General features: G+C 48.8%; 14 protein-coding genes. 8 read left to right on the top strand and 6 right to left on the bottom strand.

From position 1 onward, the window contains the following. Positions 1-139: 139 nt before the first annotated feature. The 5 genes from X474_RS05790 to hutC form a co-directional block, all read right to left on the bottom strand. A complete protein-coding gene (locus X474_RS05790) occupies positions 140-547 on the bottom strand; it encodes a response regulator (protein WP_044347426.1) in 408 nt (135 codons plus the stop codon). Beyond that, the gene (locus tag X474_RS05785; protein ID WP_231688293.1) at positions 526-729 is read right to left on the bottom strand and encodes an ATP-binding protein; all 204 of its coding nucleotides are present in this window, start codon (positions 727-729) and stop codon (positions 526-528) included. The genes X474_RS05790 and X474_RS05785 overlap by 22 nt, the downstream gene beginning before the upstream one ends. Before the next feature lie 28 nt (positions 730-757). After that, positions 758-2,656, bottom strand: coding sequence for a PAS domain S-box protein (locus X474_RS05780; RefSeq protein WP_044347422.1), 1,899 nt, complete (start codon positions 2,654-2,656; stop codon positions 758-760). A gap of 3 nt (positions 2,657-2,659) precedes the next feature. Then, positions 2,660-2,812: a type 2 periplasmic-binding domain-containing protein gene (locus X474_RS26015; protein WP_156360640.1), complete on the bottom strand. Its 153-nt coding sequence runs from the start codon at positions 2,810-2,812 to the stop codon at positions 2,660-2,662. A 304-nt stretch (positions 2,813-3,116) separates the two neighbouring features. Next, complete coding sequence (gene hutC, locus X474_RS05775; RefSeq protein WP_044347578.1) at positions 3,117-3,884, bottom strand: histidine utilization transcriptional repressor HutC; 768 nt, start codon at positions 3,882-3,884, stop codon at positions 3,117-3,119. 662 nt (positions 3,885-4,546) lie between these two features. Between hutC and hutU the strand changes: the two genes are divergently transcribed. From hutU to X474_RS05740, 7 genes are all read left to right on the top strand, one after another. Then, positions 4,547-6,238, top strand: a complete 1,692-nt coding sequence (hutU, locus tag X474_RS05770; protein ID WP_044347577.1) for a urocanate hydratase — start codon at positions 4,547-4,549, stop codon at positions 6,236-6,238. 52 nt (positions 6,239-6,290) lie between these two features. After that, a complete protein-coding gene (ftcD, locus tag X474_RS05765; RefSeq protein WP_044347576.1) occupies positions 6,291-7,205 on the top strand; it encodes a glutamate formimidoyltransferase in 915 nt (304 codons plus the stop codon). Positions 7,206-7,208: 3 nt separating this feature from the next. Then, positions 7,209-8,465 (top strand): imidazolonepropionase, encoded by a 1,257-nt coding sequence (hutI, locus tag X474_RS05760; RefSeq protein ID WP_044347420.1) that lies wholly within the window; start codon positions 7,209-7,211, stop codon positions 8,463-8,465. After that, positions 8,465-9,094, top strand: a complete 630-nt coding sequence (locus X474_RS05755) for a cyclodeaminase/cyclohydrolase family protein (protein ID WP_044347419.1) — start codon at positions 8,465-8,467, stop codon at positions 9,092-9,094. Before hutI ends, X474_RS05755 begins: the two co-directional genes overlap by 1 nt. Before the next feature lie 47 nt (positions 9,095-9,141). Then, positions 9,142-10,662 carry a histidine ammonia-lyase gene (gene hutH / locus X474_RS05750; protein WP_044347418.1) on the top strand — a complete coding sequence of 507 codons (1,521 nt, stop codon included), beginning with the start codon at positions 9,142-9,144 and terminating at the stop codon, positions 10,660-10,662. A 441-nt stretch (positions 10,663-11,103) separates the two neighbouring features. Further along, positions 11,104-13,116 (top strand): McrB family protein, encoded by a 2,013-nt coding sequence (locus X474_RS05745; protein WP_044347417.1) that lies wholly within the window; start codon positions 11,104-11,106, stop codon positions 13,114-13,116. Continuing rightward, the gene (locus X474_RS05740) at positions 13,116-14,555 is read left to right on the top strand and encodes a 5-methylcytosine restriction system specificity protein McrC (RefSeq protein WP_044347415.1); all 1,440 of its coding nucleotides are present in this window, start codon (positions 13,116-13,118) and stop codon (positions 14,553-14,555) included. Before X474_RS05745 ends, X474_RS05740 begins: the two co-directional genes overlap by 1 nt. Before the next feature lie 96 nt (positions 14,556-14,651). Here the strand turns inward: X474_RS05740 and X474_RS05735 are convergent, their stop codons facing one another. Continuing rightward, complete coding sequence (locus tag X474_RS05735) at positions 14,652-15,110, bottom strand: arsenate reductase ArsC (RefSeq protein ID WP_231688292.1); 459 nt, start codon at positions 15,108-15,110, stop codon at positions 14,652-14,654. A 532-nt stretch (positions 15,111-15,642) separates the two neighbouring features. Here X474_RS05735 and X474_RS05730 point away from each other — a divergent pair. After that, positions 15,643-17,766, top strand: coding sequence for a PAS domain S-box protein (locus X474_RS05730; protein WP_197281988.1), 2,124 nt, complete (start codon positions 15,643-15,645; stop codon positions 17,764-17,766). The last annotated feature ends 329 nt before the right edge of the window (positions 17,767-18,095 follow it).

Genomic DNA, 18,095 nt, shown 5'->3' with positions numbered 1-18,095 from the left:
TTCAAAAACCTGTGGTTGAAACTGTTTTGGCCTTTTTACAAGGATAAAGATAAAAAGGACCCGCCCACTCCCTGCAGCCTGAAATGACAGCCCGATCAGACCGGGGGAACAATTCGGACAGAGATGGAATCATGGGTTGTCAGGAATTGATCATCTCGCCAATTTTTTTCATTAAATCCATCAAACGATAAGGTTTGGCTATAAAACCGCCCGCACCATGGTTCAAAGACTCCCTGACCTGCTTTTGTTGGGAATAACCGCTTGCTATCAAAATTCGGGCCTCGGGGTCCACCGCAAGGATGCGGCTCATGGCCTTGGACCCGCCCATGCCGGGCATACCCAGATCCAATATTACTAATTCGATCCCCTGTTTATCTTCTCTGAAAATCGCTATTCCCTGCTCGCCGTTCTCAGCGGTTAAGACTTTGTAGTTACCCAACTCCAGGAATTCCTTGGCCGCCTTTCGGATGGCAGCCTTACCATCCACCAGCAAAATGGTTTCCCGGTTGCCTGTGGCATTTTCCGTCAGAGGTTTGGGTTCTTCCAATAAAACGGCGTCTTTCGGGGCTGCGGGCAGGTAAATGGAAAAACCGAGCCTTGGGAAGGCTCACTTTGACAAAGAAGCACCCCCTTATGGGCCTTTATAATGCCATAGGCCATGGCAAGCCCCAGGCCGGTTCCCTTTCCCTCTTCCTTGGTGGTAAAAAAAGGCTCAAACATATGACTCATAGTCTCCCTGTCCATGCCGAAGCCGGTGTCACTTACCGTAAGTTTTACATAATCCCCTTTTGCCCCCCTCCAAGCTATGTTTTTCCCGGCCGGAAGAACAAGCGTTTTCCGTGACAGTGGTCAGCCTGCCGCCTTCGGACATGGCGTCCTTGGCATTGTTGGCCAGGTTCACCAAAACCTGCTCCAGTTGAGTGGAATCCGCATTCACCAGCCTCAGATCAGGAGCCGCCCTTGTTTCTATTCTCACCATCTTGGGAATGGTCCGTTCAAGCAGCCTGGGTCTGCTTGCCATCTTGCGCCCAAAGGCCAGAAGCCGGTTAACCAAGTCAGCGGCTCGATCTACTGAACCGGCTATCTCCATGAGGTATTTATGCTCATCCGTTCTATCCTCACATTTGAACAAAAGAAGCTGCACATAGCTTGTCATTGCCTGTAAAAGATTATTGAAACCATGGGCCACGCCGCTGGCAAGAGTGCCTATAACCTCCATTTTCTGGGACTGTCGCAATCTTTCCTCAAGGTCGGCGTTTTCGGTTACCTCCCTTCCCATGGCGATCAAGCCGGAAGACTTGCCTTTCTCATCCATAAGAGGCCTTAAATTCCAGGCAATCACCTTCTTTCCACCCATGCGGGTGCGGATGGGAGTCTCAATATCCTCAAGGGATAAAAGATCATTAAAAACTTCTTTAATTTTGGAGAACGCAAAGGCTCTGGAGACCTGATCAGAAAACAAGTTCCGCCAGATCTTCCTGGAGCCCACCACCCGGTTATAGCCACTGATCGGCTCGGCCGCCCGATTCCAGATTAAAACCTTGTAATCGGCGTCCAAAACAGTCAACCAGACATTGGCGTTTTCAATCACTCCCTCCAGAAACTGGCCGAGCCGCCTGATCTCTTGCTCTGCCCTCTTACGGTCCGTTATTTCCCTGGCGGAAGTCATTACATTTTTAACTTCGCCTTCAGGACCTTTTTCCGGAAAAACCAGCCAATCCATCCAGATGCCGTTGGGTAACTGGAATTCTATTTTTTTGGGTTCCCCAGTACTGAAAACCTCTTCCAACGCGGAATGCCACTGTTTGGTCAAATCCTCGGGAAAGCCCAACTCCTGATGAGTTTTACCTATGAAGTCTGCCATCTTGATGCCGGTGGTAAGCTCCGCCACTCTATTCACATACAGATGCCTGAATTCGCGAGCAAAGCGCATAATGCAGTCTTCGGTGTGCTCGGTGAAATGCCTGAAAAACGCCTCGCGTTCTTTGAGCTCCTGGCGGGATTTTTCCAGGGCCCTTTGCTTTGACCTGATATCAGAAGTGGCTGTCTGGATGCGCCTGGAAAGCTGGCGGTTCCATAAAAACATGATCAAAAGCACCAGCACCCCGCCTGCCAGACCAATTGATATCCAGAACCAGGGCAGTCTTTTCCAAACCTTTATCCCCACCCATTTTTCCGTAATCGCGGAAAGCTCCTCATCTGTAATCTTGGCAAAGCCCCCGGCTACCAAGTTCAGGGTTTGGGTGTTGCCCTTTTTAACCGCCGAATTAACTTTTCCCCTGTAAAGGGCTTTGGCCGGTTGCTTGAACTCATCAATCAATTCATATTTGGCCAAATAAAACCGGATCACCGGCGCATCACCGACCATGACCCTTATCTCACCTTTGTGGGCAGCCTTGATCATCATCTCGGCATTGGAATAAAGCACAAGATTTAAGGCCGGTCGATTATTCAGCAGATAGGTCACCGAATAGTCCTGGGCCACCACCCCCACCCTGAAGCCGTCTAAGTCTTTCAGATTTCTCAAGCCGTAAATGCTGCTATGAAAAAAAATGTTTGCCGGAATCTGGTAGTAATGCGAAGAGAAACTGAATTTTTGGACTCTTTCCGGGCTGAAGAAAATACCGCCCACCACATCGGCCTCGCCGTTTTCCACTGCCTACAGGGCGTTGGACCATTCCATAAGGCGGTATTCAACCTGCGTGCCTGTTTTTTGGGACCAAAAATTCCAGACATCCACAAATATGCTGTGGGATTTACCGTCCAGGGAGAGGAATTCAAAAGGCGGGTACTTAGCATCGCCCACAACCACAAGGGAATCAGGTTGGGCCGGGCTTGGCCCAAAGGCGAAAACAAAGATAATTATTAATAAAGTTCAGAAGATCTTCATTACTTTATCCATAACTTTTTAAGACCCTATTTTAATTCGTAAAACCGCACCAATCCCCTCCCGTTTAAGTATTTGCAGATGCCATTTGGAATTCCGGGGCAACTATTAAAGTATAATTTTAAGCTTTATTACCTAAATCCATCTCTTAATAATTATAGCTTAAGGGGCCGACCTCGATCATATCCCAATCAAACCGGAGATCTCATTTTGGAAAAATAATCCTGAATCAGGCCTCAAGCGGCCTTGCCTGGGAAGAGGGTTTGAAGCGCCCGCCCAACCTGAACCTGGAGCCGGGATGCACAAAGGTGGAACGGGTGGCCACCTTGTCATGGGACCAGGTCCGCCGATAAAGCACCAAGCAGGGTTCAGGGCCGTTAAGGTAGAGGAGATCCTGGGTGTTTTTGTCGGGCAACAGGGCCTCGACTACATGTTCCACCTCGGTGAGGGGAGCGACATCAAGCAGATAGCGGCTGGGGGTGGTCTTTGTAAAATCCTGCTCCATAAACTCCGGGGCCACCAGGGGATTCACATAGCGATCCTCCAACTGCACCGGGTTGCCATTATCCATATGAACCAAAACTACATGACAAACCTTGTCGCCCGGCGTCAGGTTCATGGCCAACGCCAATTCTCCCTGTGAGCGCACCATCTCGAGAATATGCAGGCGAGACGAATGAACCCCGCCCTTCTGGGCGATTTCATCAGCTATGGGTTTTATTTCCAAAAGCGTGGCAACAGGTTTACGCTCCCGGACAAAGGTGCCCTTCCCCTGCATGCGCACCAGCACGCCTTCCGCGGTCAGCTCCCGTACGGCCCGGTTGGCGGTCATGCGGGAAACGCCCAGGGAATCCACCAGCTCATTCTCAGAAGGCACCCTGGCTCCGGCCGGCCACTGCCCGGCCTTGATATTTGAAAGGATATGTTCCTTGACCTGCTGATATAAAGGCAAGGGTGTGGAATCCTTTTTTGCGGTTTCTTTGGAATCGGGATGCATGTAAGGCCTCTTGTATGGTCGGCTGGTAAACAAAATACAGGTTTCACCCTTTTTGGCCTGCACCCGGCCTTTAACAGGGTGTTTTAAAAGGCTGTCCTGGCCATTTTAAACCCGCACTAGGCAAACTATTGTTTTTTATCAAATATTTTAATTTGATCGATCTTCAAACCTGTTAGTCGAAATAATCCGGGTTTCCGGTCTTTTCAAAGCGGGCTGTCGATCCTGATTTGGAAATATCTTATAATAATCCCTCATAACCGGCCAAATGTCCATGCGTGCAAATCATGGGGCCTTTTCTTTTTCCCCAAGGACGCGCCCATTAGTTAACCATGCCAATATCCTGATGATCAAGACGTTTATTCTATTTACTTGACTCCCCCCCATCCCTGGTAGTAGATTGTATATACAACTTATTCTGACTTGGAAATCATTTATTCGCCCCAAAAAAAAAGGCGCACTTTGTTAAAATAAAAACAAATGCTTTCAGGGTGTTGTCATTGGTTTCCCAGTAGGCCCCAATAACCGGCAAGGCTTCTCATTCTTTGGCAAAAGCCGTTACCGGGCTTTTTTGCCTCCCGCCGTTTTAAGTCTGCCTCGCCAAGTTTCGGGAATCTTTTCAGCATGGAGGCGCTAAAGTGACTCAATCCCCGTCAAAAAAACTCATGGAACAGCTGCAAATAGGTTGTGGCCGCAAAAGGCCGGTGAAAGCCCCCACAGGCACGGAACTCCATTGCAAAGGCTGGCTTCAGGAAGCGGCCTTGCGCATGCTGCTGAACAACCTTGATCCGGAAAACGGCGAAAACCCAGATGAACTGATTGTTTACGGCGGCTACGGCAAGGCGGCCCGCAACTGGCCCTGCTTTGACGCCCTGGTGCGCACCCTTCTCGGCCTGGAAAATAACCAAACAATGCTGGTCCAGTCCGGCAAGCCGGTGGGAGTGTTAACCACCCATGAGCACGCCCCCAGGGTCTTGATAGCAAACTCAAATCTGGTGGGCAAATGGGACAATTGGGAGCATTTTTACGAGTTGGATAAAAAAGGGCTCATGATGTACGGCCAGATGACCGCGGGCTCCTGGATATACATCGGGAGCCAGGGCATACTCCAGGGCACTTACGAGACCTTTGCCTCTTTGGCGGACCGGCATTACCAGGGAGACTTGAAGGGAAAAATAGTTGTCACCGCAGGCCTGGGCGGCATGGGCGGGGCCCAGCCCCTTTCGGTCACCATGAACAACGGTGTGGCCATTATTGTGGAGGTGGATGAAAAGCGCATCCAAAGGCGGCTTGAGACCGCCTACCTGGATACAACAGCCCCGGATCTGGACACAGCCATGAAAATGGCCCGCCAGGCGGCGGCAGACAAAAAACCGCTCTCCATAGGGCTTTTGGGCAATGCGGCTGAAGTGCTGCCGGCAATGCTTGAAAAAAACTTTATCCCGGATGTGATAACCGACCAGACCAGCGCCCACGATGAGCTGAACGGTTATGTACCCATGGGCATCCCCTATGAAAAAGCCCTTTTGATGCGCAAACAGGACCCGGAAAAATATAAGGAGCTTTCCCTTAAATCCATGGCCACCCATTGCCGGGCCATCTTGAAGATGCAGGCCAGGGGGGCGGTCGCCTTTGATTACGGAAACAACTTAAGGGGCCAGGCCCTGACCCGGGGCGTGACAAACGCCATGGACTATCCCGGCTTTACCCCGGCCTTTATACGCCCCCTTTTCTGCGAAGGAGAAGGACCCTTCCGCTGGGCCGCCCTTTCCGGGGACCCGGCCGATATCGAGGCCACGGACCAGGCCCTGATCGAGGCCTTTCCCTATAAAACACGCATGGTCCGCTGGCTTGAAATGGCCGCGGAAAAGGTAACCCATATGGGCCTGCCCGCCAGGATCTGCTGGCTGGGTTACGGGGAAAGGGATAAAGCAGGCAAAATATTCAACGACCTGGTGGCCTCGGGCAAGGTCAAGGCGCCTTTGGTTATTGGCAGGGACCATCTGGACTGCGGGTCAGTGGCTTCACCTTATCGGGAGACCGAGGCCATGAAAGACGGTTCGGACGCGGTGGCCGACTGGGCGCTTTTAAACTGCATGACCAGCGTGGCCTCCGGTTCGGCCTGGACCTCTTTTCACGACGGCGGCGGCGTGGGCATTGGCTATGCCATGCACGCGGGCCAGGTGACTGTGGCCGACGGCAGCAAGGAAGCGGAGCTAAGGGTCACCACGGTGCTCAGAAACGACCCGGCCACCGGCATTATCCGCCATGCGGATGCGGGATATGAAAAGGCGGTTGAAACGGCCCGGGCGCGGGGGATCATTATTCCCGGGATCACGGATCAGGATCTGGGCTGAGGCTGACTTGAAAAGCGCCGTCACCCAAATCCGCCAAGGAGAAAAGCCCAAGATGAGCGGAAAAATTATAGAATGCGTACCCAATTTCAGCGAAGGCAGGCGGCCGGAGGTTATAGAGGCCATAGTTGCCCCCTTTAGGGGAAGGCAGGGGGTTAGACTGCTGGATTACCGGGCTGATGCGGATCACAACCGCCTGGTGGTGAGCCTGGCCGGTGAACCGGGCCCCATGACAAAGGCCCTTTTGGAGGCTTGTGAGATTGCCGTAAAGGAAATTGACTTAAACATGCACCAGGGAGGCCACCCTCGTATAGGTGCGGTGGATGTGATTCCCTTTGTGCCGGTAATGGGCATTGACATGAAGGCCTGCGTGGACCTGGCCAGGGAATTCGGCATGCGTTTTTACGATGCCTTTAAGGTGCCGGTTTATTACTACGAAGAAGCCGCCAATAACCCCCAAAGGAAAAACCTGGAGAAAATCCGCAAAGGCCAGTTCGAAGGGCTCAAAACAGCGATCAAGGAAGAAAGCAGGCGGCCTGACCTGGGGCCCGCCGCCCTGCATCCCACAGCCGGGGCCACGGTGATCGGGGCCAGAAAATTTTTAATTGCCTTTAATGTGAACCTGAAGACCGACGATATTGAGGTGGCCCAGAAGATCGCCCAATATGTCAGGGCGTCTTCAGGCGGTTTTTGCCATGTAAAGGGCATTGGCCTTGTCCTAAAGGAAAAAGGCATGGTTCAGGTCTCCATGAACCTGGTGGATTTTCAAAAAAACGCACTCTACCGGGTGGTGGAAATGATCCGCATGGAGGCGGCCCGTTGGGGAGTTTCCGTTGCCGAATGCGAGGTTTACGGCATGATTCCCGCACAGGCCTTGCTTGATAGCGCGGCCTACTATCTGCAACTCAATGACTTCAAGCCCGAACAGGTGGTGGAACTGGCCCTGTTGGGCTCAGGGGGCGAGGCCTAGAAAATGCCGGGCACAGTACATATAAACGCCAATATCCACACCCCCCTGGACCCTGGCCGCGCCCTGGCCGGGTCTGAGCAGGGCCGGGTGATGACCCTTGCCCGAGGCGCTCTTTGGCATCATCGGGGTGTTATCAAGGCAGTGGGGCCCCAAGAAGAAGTATTGAGCCGGGCAGGCGATGATGCCGAGATAATAGACTGCCAAGGCCGGGCCATGATTCCCGGGCTGGTTGATCCACACACCCATATGTGTTTTGCCCAAACCAGGGAAAAGGAGTTTTCAGAACGCATCCAAGGTGTGCCCTATCTGGAAATTTTAAAACGCGGCGGGGGCATCTTGAACAGTGTGGACTCCGTGCGAAAGGCCTCTCGGGAAGACCTGCTCAAGACAACCCTCGAACATCTGGATCTGGCCCTGGCCCACGGTTCCACCACAGTTGAGATTAAAAGCGGCTATGGCCTGGATACGGAAAATGAGCTCAAAATGCTCTCGGTGATAGAGCTGGCGGGTCAAAAGGCTTCTCAGGATATTGTGGCCACTTTTTTAGGGGCCCATGCCATCCCCAGGGAAAAGAAAGACCGGCCGGAGGAATATGTGGATTTACTCATAGATGAAATGATCCCCAAGGTGGCCGAACAGGGCATAGCCAAATTTGCCGATGTTTTTTGTGAAAAAGGCGTATTCACAAAAGAACAGTCTAAACGCATCCTTCTTGCGGGCAAAAAACACGGGCTTTTGCCCAAACTGCATGCCGACGAGGTTCATGACCTGGGCGGCGGCGGCCTGGCCGCGCAGTTAAAGGCAATCAGCGCAGACCATCTGTTGGCGGTTAGCCCGGAAAGCATAGCCGAAATGGCAAAAGCGCAGGTGGTGGCCATACTTTTACCGGCCACGGCCTATAGCCTTAAAAAGCCCTATGCCCCGGCCCGGACCATGCTGGAAGCCGGACTGGCCGTGGCCCTGGCCACAGACTGCAACCCGGGTTCCAGTTATGTGCTTTCCATGGCCTTTGTCTTTGGCCTGGCGGTGATGCAGATGGGTCTAAGCTTGGAAGAGGCCCTTACAGCCGCCACTTTGAACGCAGCCTACGCCTTGAACCTGGGGCACAAGGTGGGTTCCTTGGAGCCGGGCAAGCAGGCTGACTTCTGCCTTTTGGCAGGAGAATCACCGGCAGTAATCGCCTATCGGGCAGGGATCAACCCCATGGCCGCGGTATATAAAAAAGGCCGTCTGGCGGCCTCAACCCAAAGGAGTTTGTGATGAATTTAATGGACCTCACAGCCTCTGAATTTGTGGACCGGCTGGCCTCCGATTCTTCCACGCCCGGCGGGGGCAGCGCCGCCGCCCTGGCCGGCAGCCAGGCTGCGGCCCTTTGCGCCATGGTGGCCCGCTTTACCCTGGGCAGGCCTCAATTTACCAATACTTTTGAAGTCATGGAGCAAATTCGGGATCAAGCGGATGAATTGGCCCAGGAATTCAAATCACTGGTGGATCAGGATACCCAGGCCTACAACCAGGTGTTAAAGGCATTTAGCCTTCCCAAATCCACCGACCAGGAAAAAAAGGCCCGCAGCCAGGCTGTTCAGAACGCCACCAAAGGCGCTTCCTTGGTTCCTTTGGAGACCTTGAACGCGGTAAACCGTCTTTTGGAACTTTTGGTCGCGGTCACTGAAATGGGCAACCCGGTTTGCGCCTCTGATGCAGGCACCGCCCTTCATCTGGCCCAGGCGGCGGCCATGGGGGCCTCCTACAGTGTGCGTATAAACTTAAAAACCATCAAAGATCAGGAGTTCACAGATGAATTCAAAAGCGAAACCGAACAGATAGTAAACCGGGTGCACCAGACAATCGCCAGTTTGGAAAACCTGGTCGACGATATGCTTGGTTGAAAACAAATAATTGATATTATTAATCTTAATTGAGAGCATGTGCTGCTATGTTGGCAGGAGAAAAAAACCTGACCATAGAAGACCTGGTCCAGGTGGCCAGAAAACATAAAAAAGCCGCCCTTTCAGCCAAAGCCCTGGAAAAGGCAAAGGCGGCCCGCAAGCTGATACAGGACTGGATAAAACAAGGCAAGGCCATATACGGCGTCACTACGGGTTTCGGAGCCCTGTGCGACCGCACCATTCCCTCTGAAGAAGCCAAACTTCTGCAGGAAAACATCCTCAAAAGTCATGCCGCCGGTGTGGGCGAGCCCCTGCCTGAAGAAGTGGTAAGGGCGGTGATGGCCATAAGGCTCCAGGACTTAAGCCAGGGGTATTCCGGGGTCAGGCCTGAAACCCTCACTGCGCTCCTGGATCTGCTAAACAGCGATGTGGTGCCGATTGTGCCGGAAAAAGGCTCAGTAGGGGCAAGCGGAGACCTTTGCCCCATGGCGCATCTGGCCCTGGTTCTGATCGGTCACGGCCAGGCCTGGTTCAGGGGGCGAAAAATGTCCGGCGCCCAGGCCCTGGCAGAGGCGGGCTTAAGGCCCCTGTGCCTGGAGGCGGGCGAAGGATTGGCCTTGATCAACGGAACCCAGGTCATGACCGCCATTGCGGCTCTGGCTGTGCACGACGCCCGAATACTGGCCAAAACCGCCGACATTGCCTGCGCCATGAGCCTTGAAGTGCTGATGGGCAGCAACACTGAATTTGACCAGCGCATTCAGGCTGTGCGGCCTCATTTGGGCCAGGCCGAGGCAGCCGCCAATATGGCCCTTTTAACCGATAAAAGCGAGATCATATCCAGCCACAAGGATTGCGGCAGGATTCAAGACGCCTACACCCTGCGCTGCTCCCCCCAGATTCACGGCGCCAGCCGGGGAGCCATGGAACACATCACCAAGGTGGTTGATATAGAGATCAACTCATCCACCACCAATCCCTTGGTTTTTCCGGAGACCGAGGATTTTCTTTTGGGCGGCAATTTCCATGGCCAGCCCGTAGCCCTGGCCGCGGATTATCTGGGTATTGCCCTGGCAGAGTTCGCCAGTGTGTCCGAGAGAAGAATCGAACGCCTCGTCAACCCCCAACTAAGCGGTCTACCTGCATTTTTAGTGGAAGACAGCGGGCTCAACTCCGGATTCATGATCGCCCAGTATACAGCTGCGGCCCTGGTCTCTGAGAACAAAACCTTGGCCCACCCGGCCTGCGTGGACTCCATCCCCACCTCTGCCAACAAGGAAGATCACGTTTCCATGGGCACCATCAGCGCCAGAAAGGCCCGTTCCATTCTGCAAAACGCTGCCCATGTGCTGGCCATTGAGCTGCTCTGTGGGGCCCAGGCCCTGGACCTGCTCACCAATGGCCGCCCCGGACCAGGGACTGAAGCCGCCTACCAGGCAGTGAGGGCCCGCATCTCCAGACTGGAGCGGGACCGCATCCTGGCTCCGGATATTGAACAGGCCACTGAAATGGTATTGAGCGGCGAAATCGTTGCCAAGGTGGAAGAAAAGGTGGGACCGCTTAAGTAAGAACACACCCAAAAACCCGACGCCTCAGGCTGAAAGAGGGCGTCGGGTTGAATTTCCCCTCACACTTCAACCCTCCCCGCCAAAGAACTGAAAATAATTATGATCTTAGACATTTTGATTAGAGAACAAAGTGGCATTGCCTTTTCATCAAAAAACGAATAAGGGCTTTAAGTTATTTTCGGGTCAGAGGATTCAGGCGGCAACTATCGCCTGCTAAGCCGATTCTATTGAAAAATATTTTTTTACAAGAAGAAGCAACGCAGTTTTTCCCATCCAGCGTCTGCCCAAATCCGCTTTAAACTTCCAAGTGCCATATTTTTAAAAATAAAATTCAAAAATCAAACATCCGTCACAAAAAGCATGGATCTTTAACCATTTTTATGCAACTATTCACACTTACACCAGCTAGATATGGAGCTTATCACAACCCAGGGAGCATACATGGCCGAACAAAAAAGCTTATTTGAGATGATTAAAAGCCAGGTAATAAATCATGACATTCCCAATATATTTGAAAATGTTCAGGGCCAGGAACATGACCTATTTGAAAAATATCAAGAAAAAGTGGTAGATATATTTGAACCCTACCTTGGTGATTTAAGCGATTTCGATGTCGGGTGGATTAAAGAAAGATGGGATAAAGGAGAATCTTTTTTAATATTTTCAGATATTGAACAAAATAAAATAAACACCCCTTTAGAAATAAAAGACCAACTTCTGTTAAAATTTAATGAAGATAAAATGCCTGAATATGACTACATAAAATATTTTTTTTCAGCGAAGCAAAATGCTTATACAGGAATAATAAACAACTGGGCTATAACCAGAAGCGGGGACGGCATAAAAAAATTACTAGGCTGTAACAGCGAAGCTAAATCAAAAGATGAAATCAAACAAATAAACCAGAGGCTTACCAACCATTTAGTAAAATTGAAAGATCATATAAAAACCGGAAATCTTGAAAATGAATTAGCCGCCGACTGCAACAACAAAGATCTTTCTGTTTTTCTCCACATGTCCTACCCGCAAATATATCCTATCTTTTATACTGGAACTAAAGATGGATACTCTCAGATAAAGGGCATCAAGTTAATTCTAAGCTCTGTATTGGATAATTTAAAAAACTTCAATTATTTTAATAAACTAAAACTGAAGAATGAAAACTTAAAAAGGAATTATTTTTATTACGCTCAAGCTTATAGATTTATACTTTTTGGCTATAAGGAATATTTAGAAAAACATAAAGACAAAATACCTCTGGATGCATTAAAAAAAGATAATAGATATCATTGGGATTCGCTCACTAAATTCTTGGGAGACCTTGATTTTTTAAAAAACCCAATAGATCTTTTAATACGGAAAAAAGCCATGGTTCTTTTTGGAGTGCCTGGTACAGGAAAAACCCATACAGCAGAGGAAATAGGAAAAAGATTAACCAATCAAAATATTGAAGAAGACTCTGACAGTGCTGAGAATAAGGCTGCGCCTCCAAGCCTTTGCAGGTACAAGGTTATACAGATGCACCCCAATTACTCCTACCAGGACTTCGTGATTGGCATCAAACCGAAAAGCTCGGGAAATAATGTTACTTACCCTGTCCTACCCGGTCCTCTTTACCTGGCATGCAATCAGGCCGCGGGTGATCCTCAAAAAAACAAATATCTTTTGATCATTGATGAAATAAACCGCGCTGATGTGGCCAAGGTATTTGGTGAGTTGATGTATTGCCTGGAATACAGAGGCAAGGAACATCCGGTTACGCTTCCCCAAATTATTGATGACAAAAAAAGCATAACAAGTTTTTTCAAGTTTGACAACGATAAGGAACCAGAAGAAATAGAAGATTGTTTCAAAAAAGGGAAAGAATTTTACATACCAGACAACATTTACTTTATTGGCACCATGAACACTGTGGACCGAAGCCTAACAGCTTTTGATCTAGCCCTTAGGCGTCGATTCGGTTGGTATGAACTAAATTTCAGTCCCATAGCATTACGCAACATAATTGAAAAGAAACTATCGGAGCATAATAAAGACAATCGCATGCAATTGGAGATTGAACCAAACCATTTAACAAATTATATTAAACGTTGTACATATTTTAATGAAACGACTATTAAAGATGATTTAAAATTACCCAAGGAAAAAACCATTGGGCACACATATTTTGCTGAAATCATAGACATCATGCTTAGTGACCGTAAGGGGGGCGAGGAAGCAACCAATGAAGGAACAGAAAGTGGAAACCCTGAGGCCAACCCCACCGCGAATAAGGGAAAATTTAACAAAGAATCAAAACTGAAAATCTCTTATAACCATTTAAACATTCTGTGGCTTTATCACTTACAACCATTACTGGAAGAATATTTGGGCTTTGATTTCGCTAATTCTCGAATCCAAAAAATACTGGAGTCTAATCAAAAAAAGTTCACTAAATCCTTGAATGAATTATAATGAACACCTTAATCAAGAAAATGGGTGGCAGTTATAGTTTCAAAGGTGACCACGAACAGGCAAAAAAAGCAATTACTGATCTGACAGTTGAATGCCCTTTGATAACAGCCGCAAATTTACTTTACAGAGGAAAAAACGCTGAGCAAATCTTTACAAAAGACACTGCAGAGACAAATGGGCTTACAATCAAGAGCACCCGTTGGGTTGGATCCATATCCCTTGAACACTGGGGGCTAAAAGGGGAGAATATCACGGTTGAGCCCAGGGTGGGCATGCAACTCATGCATTGGTTGCTTTCCGGGTGCCTCAGACTGGCGGATCTTGATAATTCTACGGAATGGCAAAATGATAGTGAATCCATATTCAAAATTCCCTTGGCCATGTCTTGGATGTTTGCCTTGCGACGCGCCGTTTCATTTCACGGATTTCTTAAAGGATATCAGCGCCGCAGAGAACTTAAGCATCACACCCTGAGGGGCAGACTTTTGGTTGAAGAGCAATTGGGCCACAATATCATTGACCAGCATAAGATAGCCTGTTGTTTTGAAGACCTCACCTATGATATTGGACTTAACCAAAGTATTACCCAGGTTATCAACCATATGCGAATGAATGGCATATGGCCTTTTTCGCCCGAAGGACAATTTTATTTCGCGCAGCAGACATCTTTTCTCAGCCAAATCTTAGACCTTTTAAACACCATGAATGTCAAATCCCCTTCTTGGCCGGTCAATCCAAGGGAAATTAACTGGCATCGCGGAAACATCCTGTACCAAACTGTTACGAATTTGGGTTATGGGCTTTTAACCCGTGCTGGTGAAGGTCAAGGCGGAATGCATAGAAAAGCCATTTTCTTTGACATGGCGGAAATCTGGGAATTGTTTTTGTTGGTGCAATTAAAAAAGGCAGCCGAAAAATCCAATTTAATTATAGAACACCCCATGAGTCAAAACCGCCATATGAAATACTTACTCCTTCATAAGGGCAAGGGGTGGCGTGGGTTAATTCCGGATTTCATTCTGCGGGACAAAAACAATAAACCTCTGGCCATCATTGACGCCAAGTATAAGGACATCACCCACCAAAAGGGCCTTCCTTCGCCAGAAGATGTCAGTCAAATGTTCATTTATCAGCAATTTTATGAAAATGATAAAAATACGCCCCTGCCCGGAGCCCTCATCTATCCCCTCTGCCCCGGCCTGAATCATGAAATTATCAATTGCATGGACCAACCTGCAACAGCCGGAACCCCACAAGAGCATCACTATTTTAGCGAAGGACACATGGGGGATCAGAAGAATACGCCTTTAAGCTGGTGGCTCTGGAATCTGGGAGAGGTAAATAATACTGACCAAAACAAGGATTATAAAGCCTTCATGGATTCTTTGAGCCAAGCCGCAGACCAGGTTATTTCTCAACTTGCTCCTGTAAAGGCTTGAAAAGCACACCTGCAATTGGCTGAATACTTTTCCCGCAAATCATCCAATTCAGCCAAACAGAAAGGTTTTATTTACAAAGTTATAGTGCACCCCGCCCTATTCCTCAAGGCTTTGGGGAAGGCCTAGAACCATTTCCTTAATCTCATCTGTCACTCTCAGGTAATGGGCCATGGCCCCGGCATGGGTTTTAGCAAAACGGGCCAAAGCAGGGGGATCGTCAAAGCCTCTGTGCACCTTTTTGCCTCCTCCCTGAAACATGGGACAGGCGGCCCGGGCATTATCGCAAAGGGTCACTATGTAATCAAAGTTCTGCTCCAGAAACTCGCCCATTGGTTTAGGCCTCTGCCTGGAGATATCCACGCCTGCCATTTTCATGGCCTCCATGGCTAAAGGGTCCATGGCGCTTGGTGCGGATCCGGCGGAAAAGGCCTGCCATTCATCAGCTTGCAAATGCCTGGTCCATGCCTCGGCCATTTGGCTGCGGCATGAGTTGCCGGTGCATAAATAGACTATTCGTTTCATGGAGTTATATCCGTTTTTCTTTTTGATTTTCACCCGGGATATCCCCGCCCAATCAGGAGCCGCCTCCCAAGCTTTCCCGGCCAATTCCATTGCCGCGGGCGGGTTTAATCTTATAACCTATTATTTTGAAAGGTTTTTTAAATTTTACTCTATATAATTATAATTTTACCTTTTACCGACAAAAAGGATTGACCTCGCCCCTTAATCCCTTGTTTTTATCTGGGTTATTTGCGAAAATTTTATTAGGATTTTAGTAGTTTTTTTTAGCAAATTAATCCTTTTTCCTCAACAAATCACATCTTTTATCGGTATGAGATAAAAGATGATCGCTAATAGTTACAAAAATCGATTAAGCAGAGGCAAAATTCCAGTGGGTATGCGGTCTTTAATTTTTATTTTGGTTTTGCCTTTATCTTTGCTCATGTCACTGAGCGTGGGAGTGCTGTATTATCAACACCTGAAAACTAATTTGGAAACAGAAATCGATAAAAACCTCTTAAAAACAACCCAATATCTTTTAACTAAAAACTTGCCTCAGCAAAACGCCCCTCTTGAAGAGCCCCCTGTGGGTCCCAAGGGTTTAATCTCCGGCATCAAGGGTGCAAACCAGGTGGACCTGGTTTTTATTCTGCGCATAGCCAAGGATGATTTCGCAGTCAAATGGCCGAGACGGACTCCGAAAAACCAAAACCACTTCAACTGGCTAAAATCAAATAAAAAAATATTTACAAACAATCGGCATTGTCCGCAGGGCAAATTGCTCTATATTCCCAGGGAAAAGCGGACTGCACGCCTTGCCCTGGCCCCTGTGACCAGCCCAAACAATAAAAACCTTTTTTGGGCTGCAATCGTCTTGCCTGAAACCTTTGAATCCATAGTCTCTCCATATTTATATGGCTCTATTGGCCTCAGCCTTGCCCTGGTCTTTTTGGGGCTGGGGCTGGCCACGGCCCTTGCCAAACTATTGAGCCGCCCTTTAACCGAGTTAACTCTTTCCGCCAATAAACTGGCTAAAGGAGACTTGGAGCACGAAATACGGGCATCAGGCTACCTGGAAGTGGAAAGTTTAGGACGGCACCTTGATGTTATGCGCACCTCACTGGCTCATAGAAACAAAACCCAAGAAAAAACCATCAAAGCCTTAAACAACGAGATAGCCCAACGTAGAAAGGCAAAAAAACTTTTACAGAAAAATGAAACCTATTTCAGATCCTTGCTTGAGAACACAACCGACATCATTACCGTACTTGACCCAAGCGGAGAGATACGCTATTCCAGCCCGGCCATCACTCGGATATTAGGCTATGACCCAAAGGATGTACACAAACATAATATGCTGGAATTTATATCTAAAGATGACATGCCAAATGTTCTCAAAGCAATGGAGCAAGCCTTGACCGAGCCGGGGCGGGTTAAAAAGGTGGACTTCAAAAGCCGGCATCGGGACGGAAGTTGGGTTTACTTTGAAAGCCGGGGGAAAAGCATGACAGATCAAAACGGCGAAGTATGCCTGGTAATAAACAGCCGTGACCTGACAGAAAGAAAGAAAAACGAACTTTCCTTACAAAAGGCTTACGACCAAATGGAGGCCATGGTGGCCGCCCGCACAGCGGAACTGAAGACGGCCAGGGACAAATTGGATTCCATTATACACACTGTGCCTGACGTAATCTTCCGTATGAGCAAACACAGGACCTTCACCTATGTGAGCCAGGCGGTGAAGCGTTACGGATATACCCCGGAGGAGCTTTTGGGCCAATTTTTCCTGGATTATGTACATCCCGACGACCAGGCGCTGTGCATACAGGCGGAAAATGACAGAGAGGCCTTTGGAAAGGCTCTGGTGGCCATGGAGGCCCGCTTTCGGACCAAAGAAGGCACATATGTTCCATTGGAAGTTTATAATCGAAACCTGGAAGCGACAGATGAACCCGAGCAGTCATCCAAAAGCGTCTCCCAGGGAATTGCCAGGGACATAACCGAACGCAAAATTATAGAAGACGCCTTGCGGGAGTCGGAGGCCCAATACGCCACTGTGGTGGAAAACGCCTCGGACGCCCTGGTAATCATTCAAGAAGGAAAATTTATCTTTGTAAACCGGGCGGGTTCCCTAATGACCGGCTATGAAATCGAGGAACTGCAAACATTTTCCTTGGACCACCTGGCTGTGGAAGAACATAAAAAACCGCTTTTGCGAAACTATCGCGCCACGCTAAGGGGGAGGAATAAGCACCGTCTATACCCCATGAAGATAAAAACCAAAAAAGGCGAGATACTGGAGATCGAGGTGGCGCCGTTGGCCATACCATATAAGGGGAAACCTGCCGTACTCGCCATCTTGCGGGATATAACTTCCCGCAAAAAGGCCGAAGATCTTCGCCTGGAAAAAGAAAAGCTGAAAGCGGCCATTGAGACGGCGGGAGCCATATGTCATGAGCTCAACCAACCCCTACAGACCGTGCTCGGGCACACGGAACTCATGCTCATGGAAACCGGGTCCCTGAAAAACCAGGTCAAAAGAATCAGTATTTTGAACCAGGAAGCAAAGCGCATGAGCCAAATAACTCAAAAGTTACAAAACATAACCTCCTTCAAAACCCGGCAATATCTGGGCGACACCCAGATCCTTGACCTTGGCCAGGCTTCCCCTGGTGAAGAACCCAAGAAAAAAACCGACCAAAAAAAATAAAAAATATTTTTAAAATGTAACCCTCCCACCATTTTTTGGGTTATTATTGTTAAAATATAATTATTGGTAGGTAAAAAGGCCGTTCCCGCACCACCTCACGTTGTCTTCTCCATATTCTCCCTTGATTGTTCTTTCCGCGTTTTCAAAACTACGTAACCTTTTATTATTACAATATTTTTAAGGGATTAAATGCTTAACCCAAACAAAGAGGCTTGAGTTTTTTCAATCTATATAACTTAACAGTTTATCTGTTTATATATGTCATTATTGACAGGTCAACAGGACATTTTCAGCCGGATTCAGCGAAAAGCACTCGGGAAAGGCCTTTT

This window comes from Dethiosulfatarculus sandiegensis, assembly GCF_000931935.2.
Taxonomy (GTDB): domain Bacteria; phylum Desulfobacterota; class Desulfarculia; order Desulfarculales; family Desulfarculaceae; genus Dethiosulfatarculus; species Dethiosulfatarculus sandiegensis.
The sequence above is the reverse complement of the archived record's forward strand: the minus strand, read 5'-3'. Positions and strand labels throughout refer to the sequence as shown.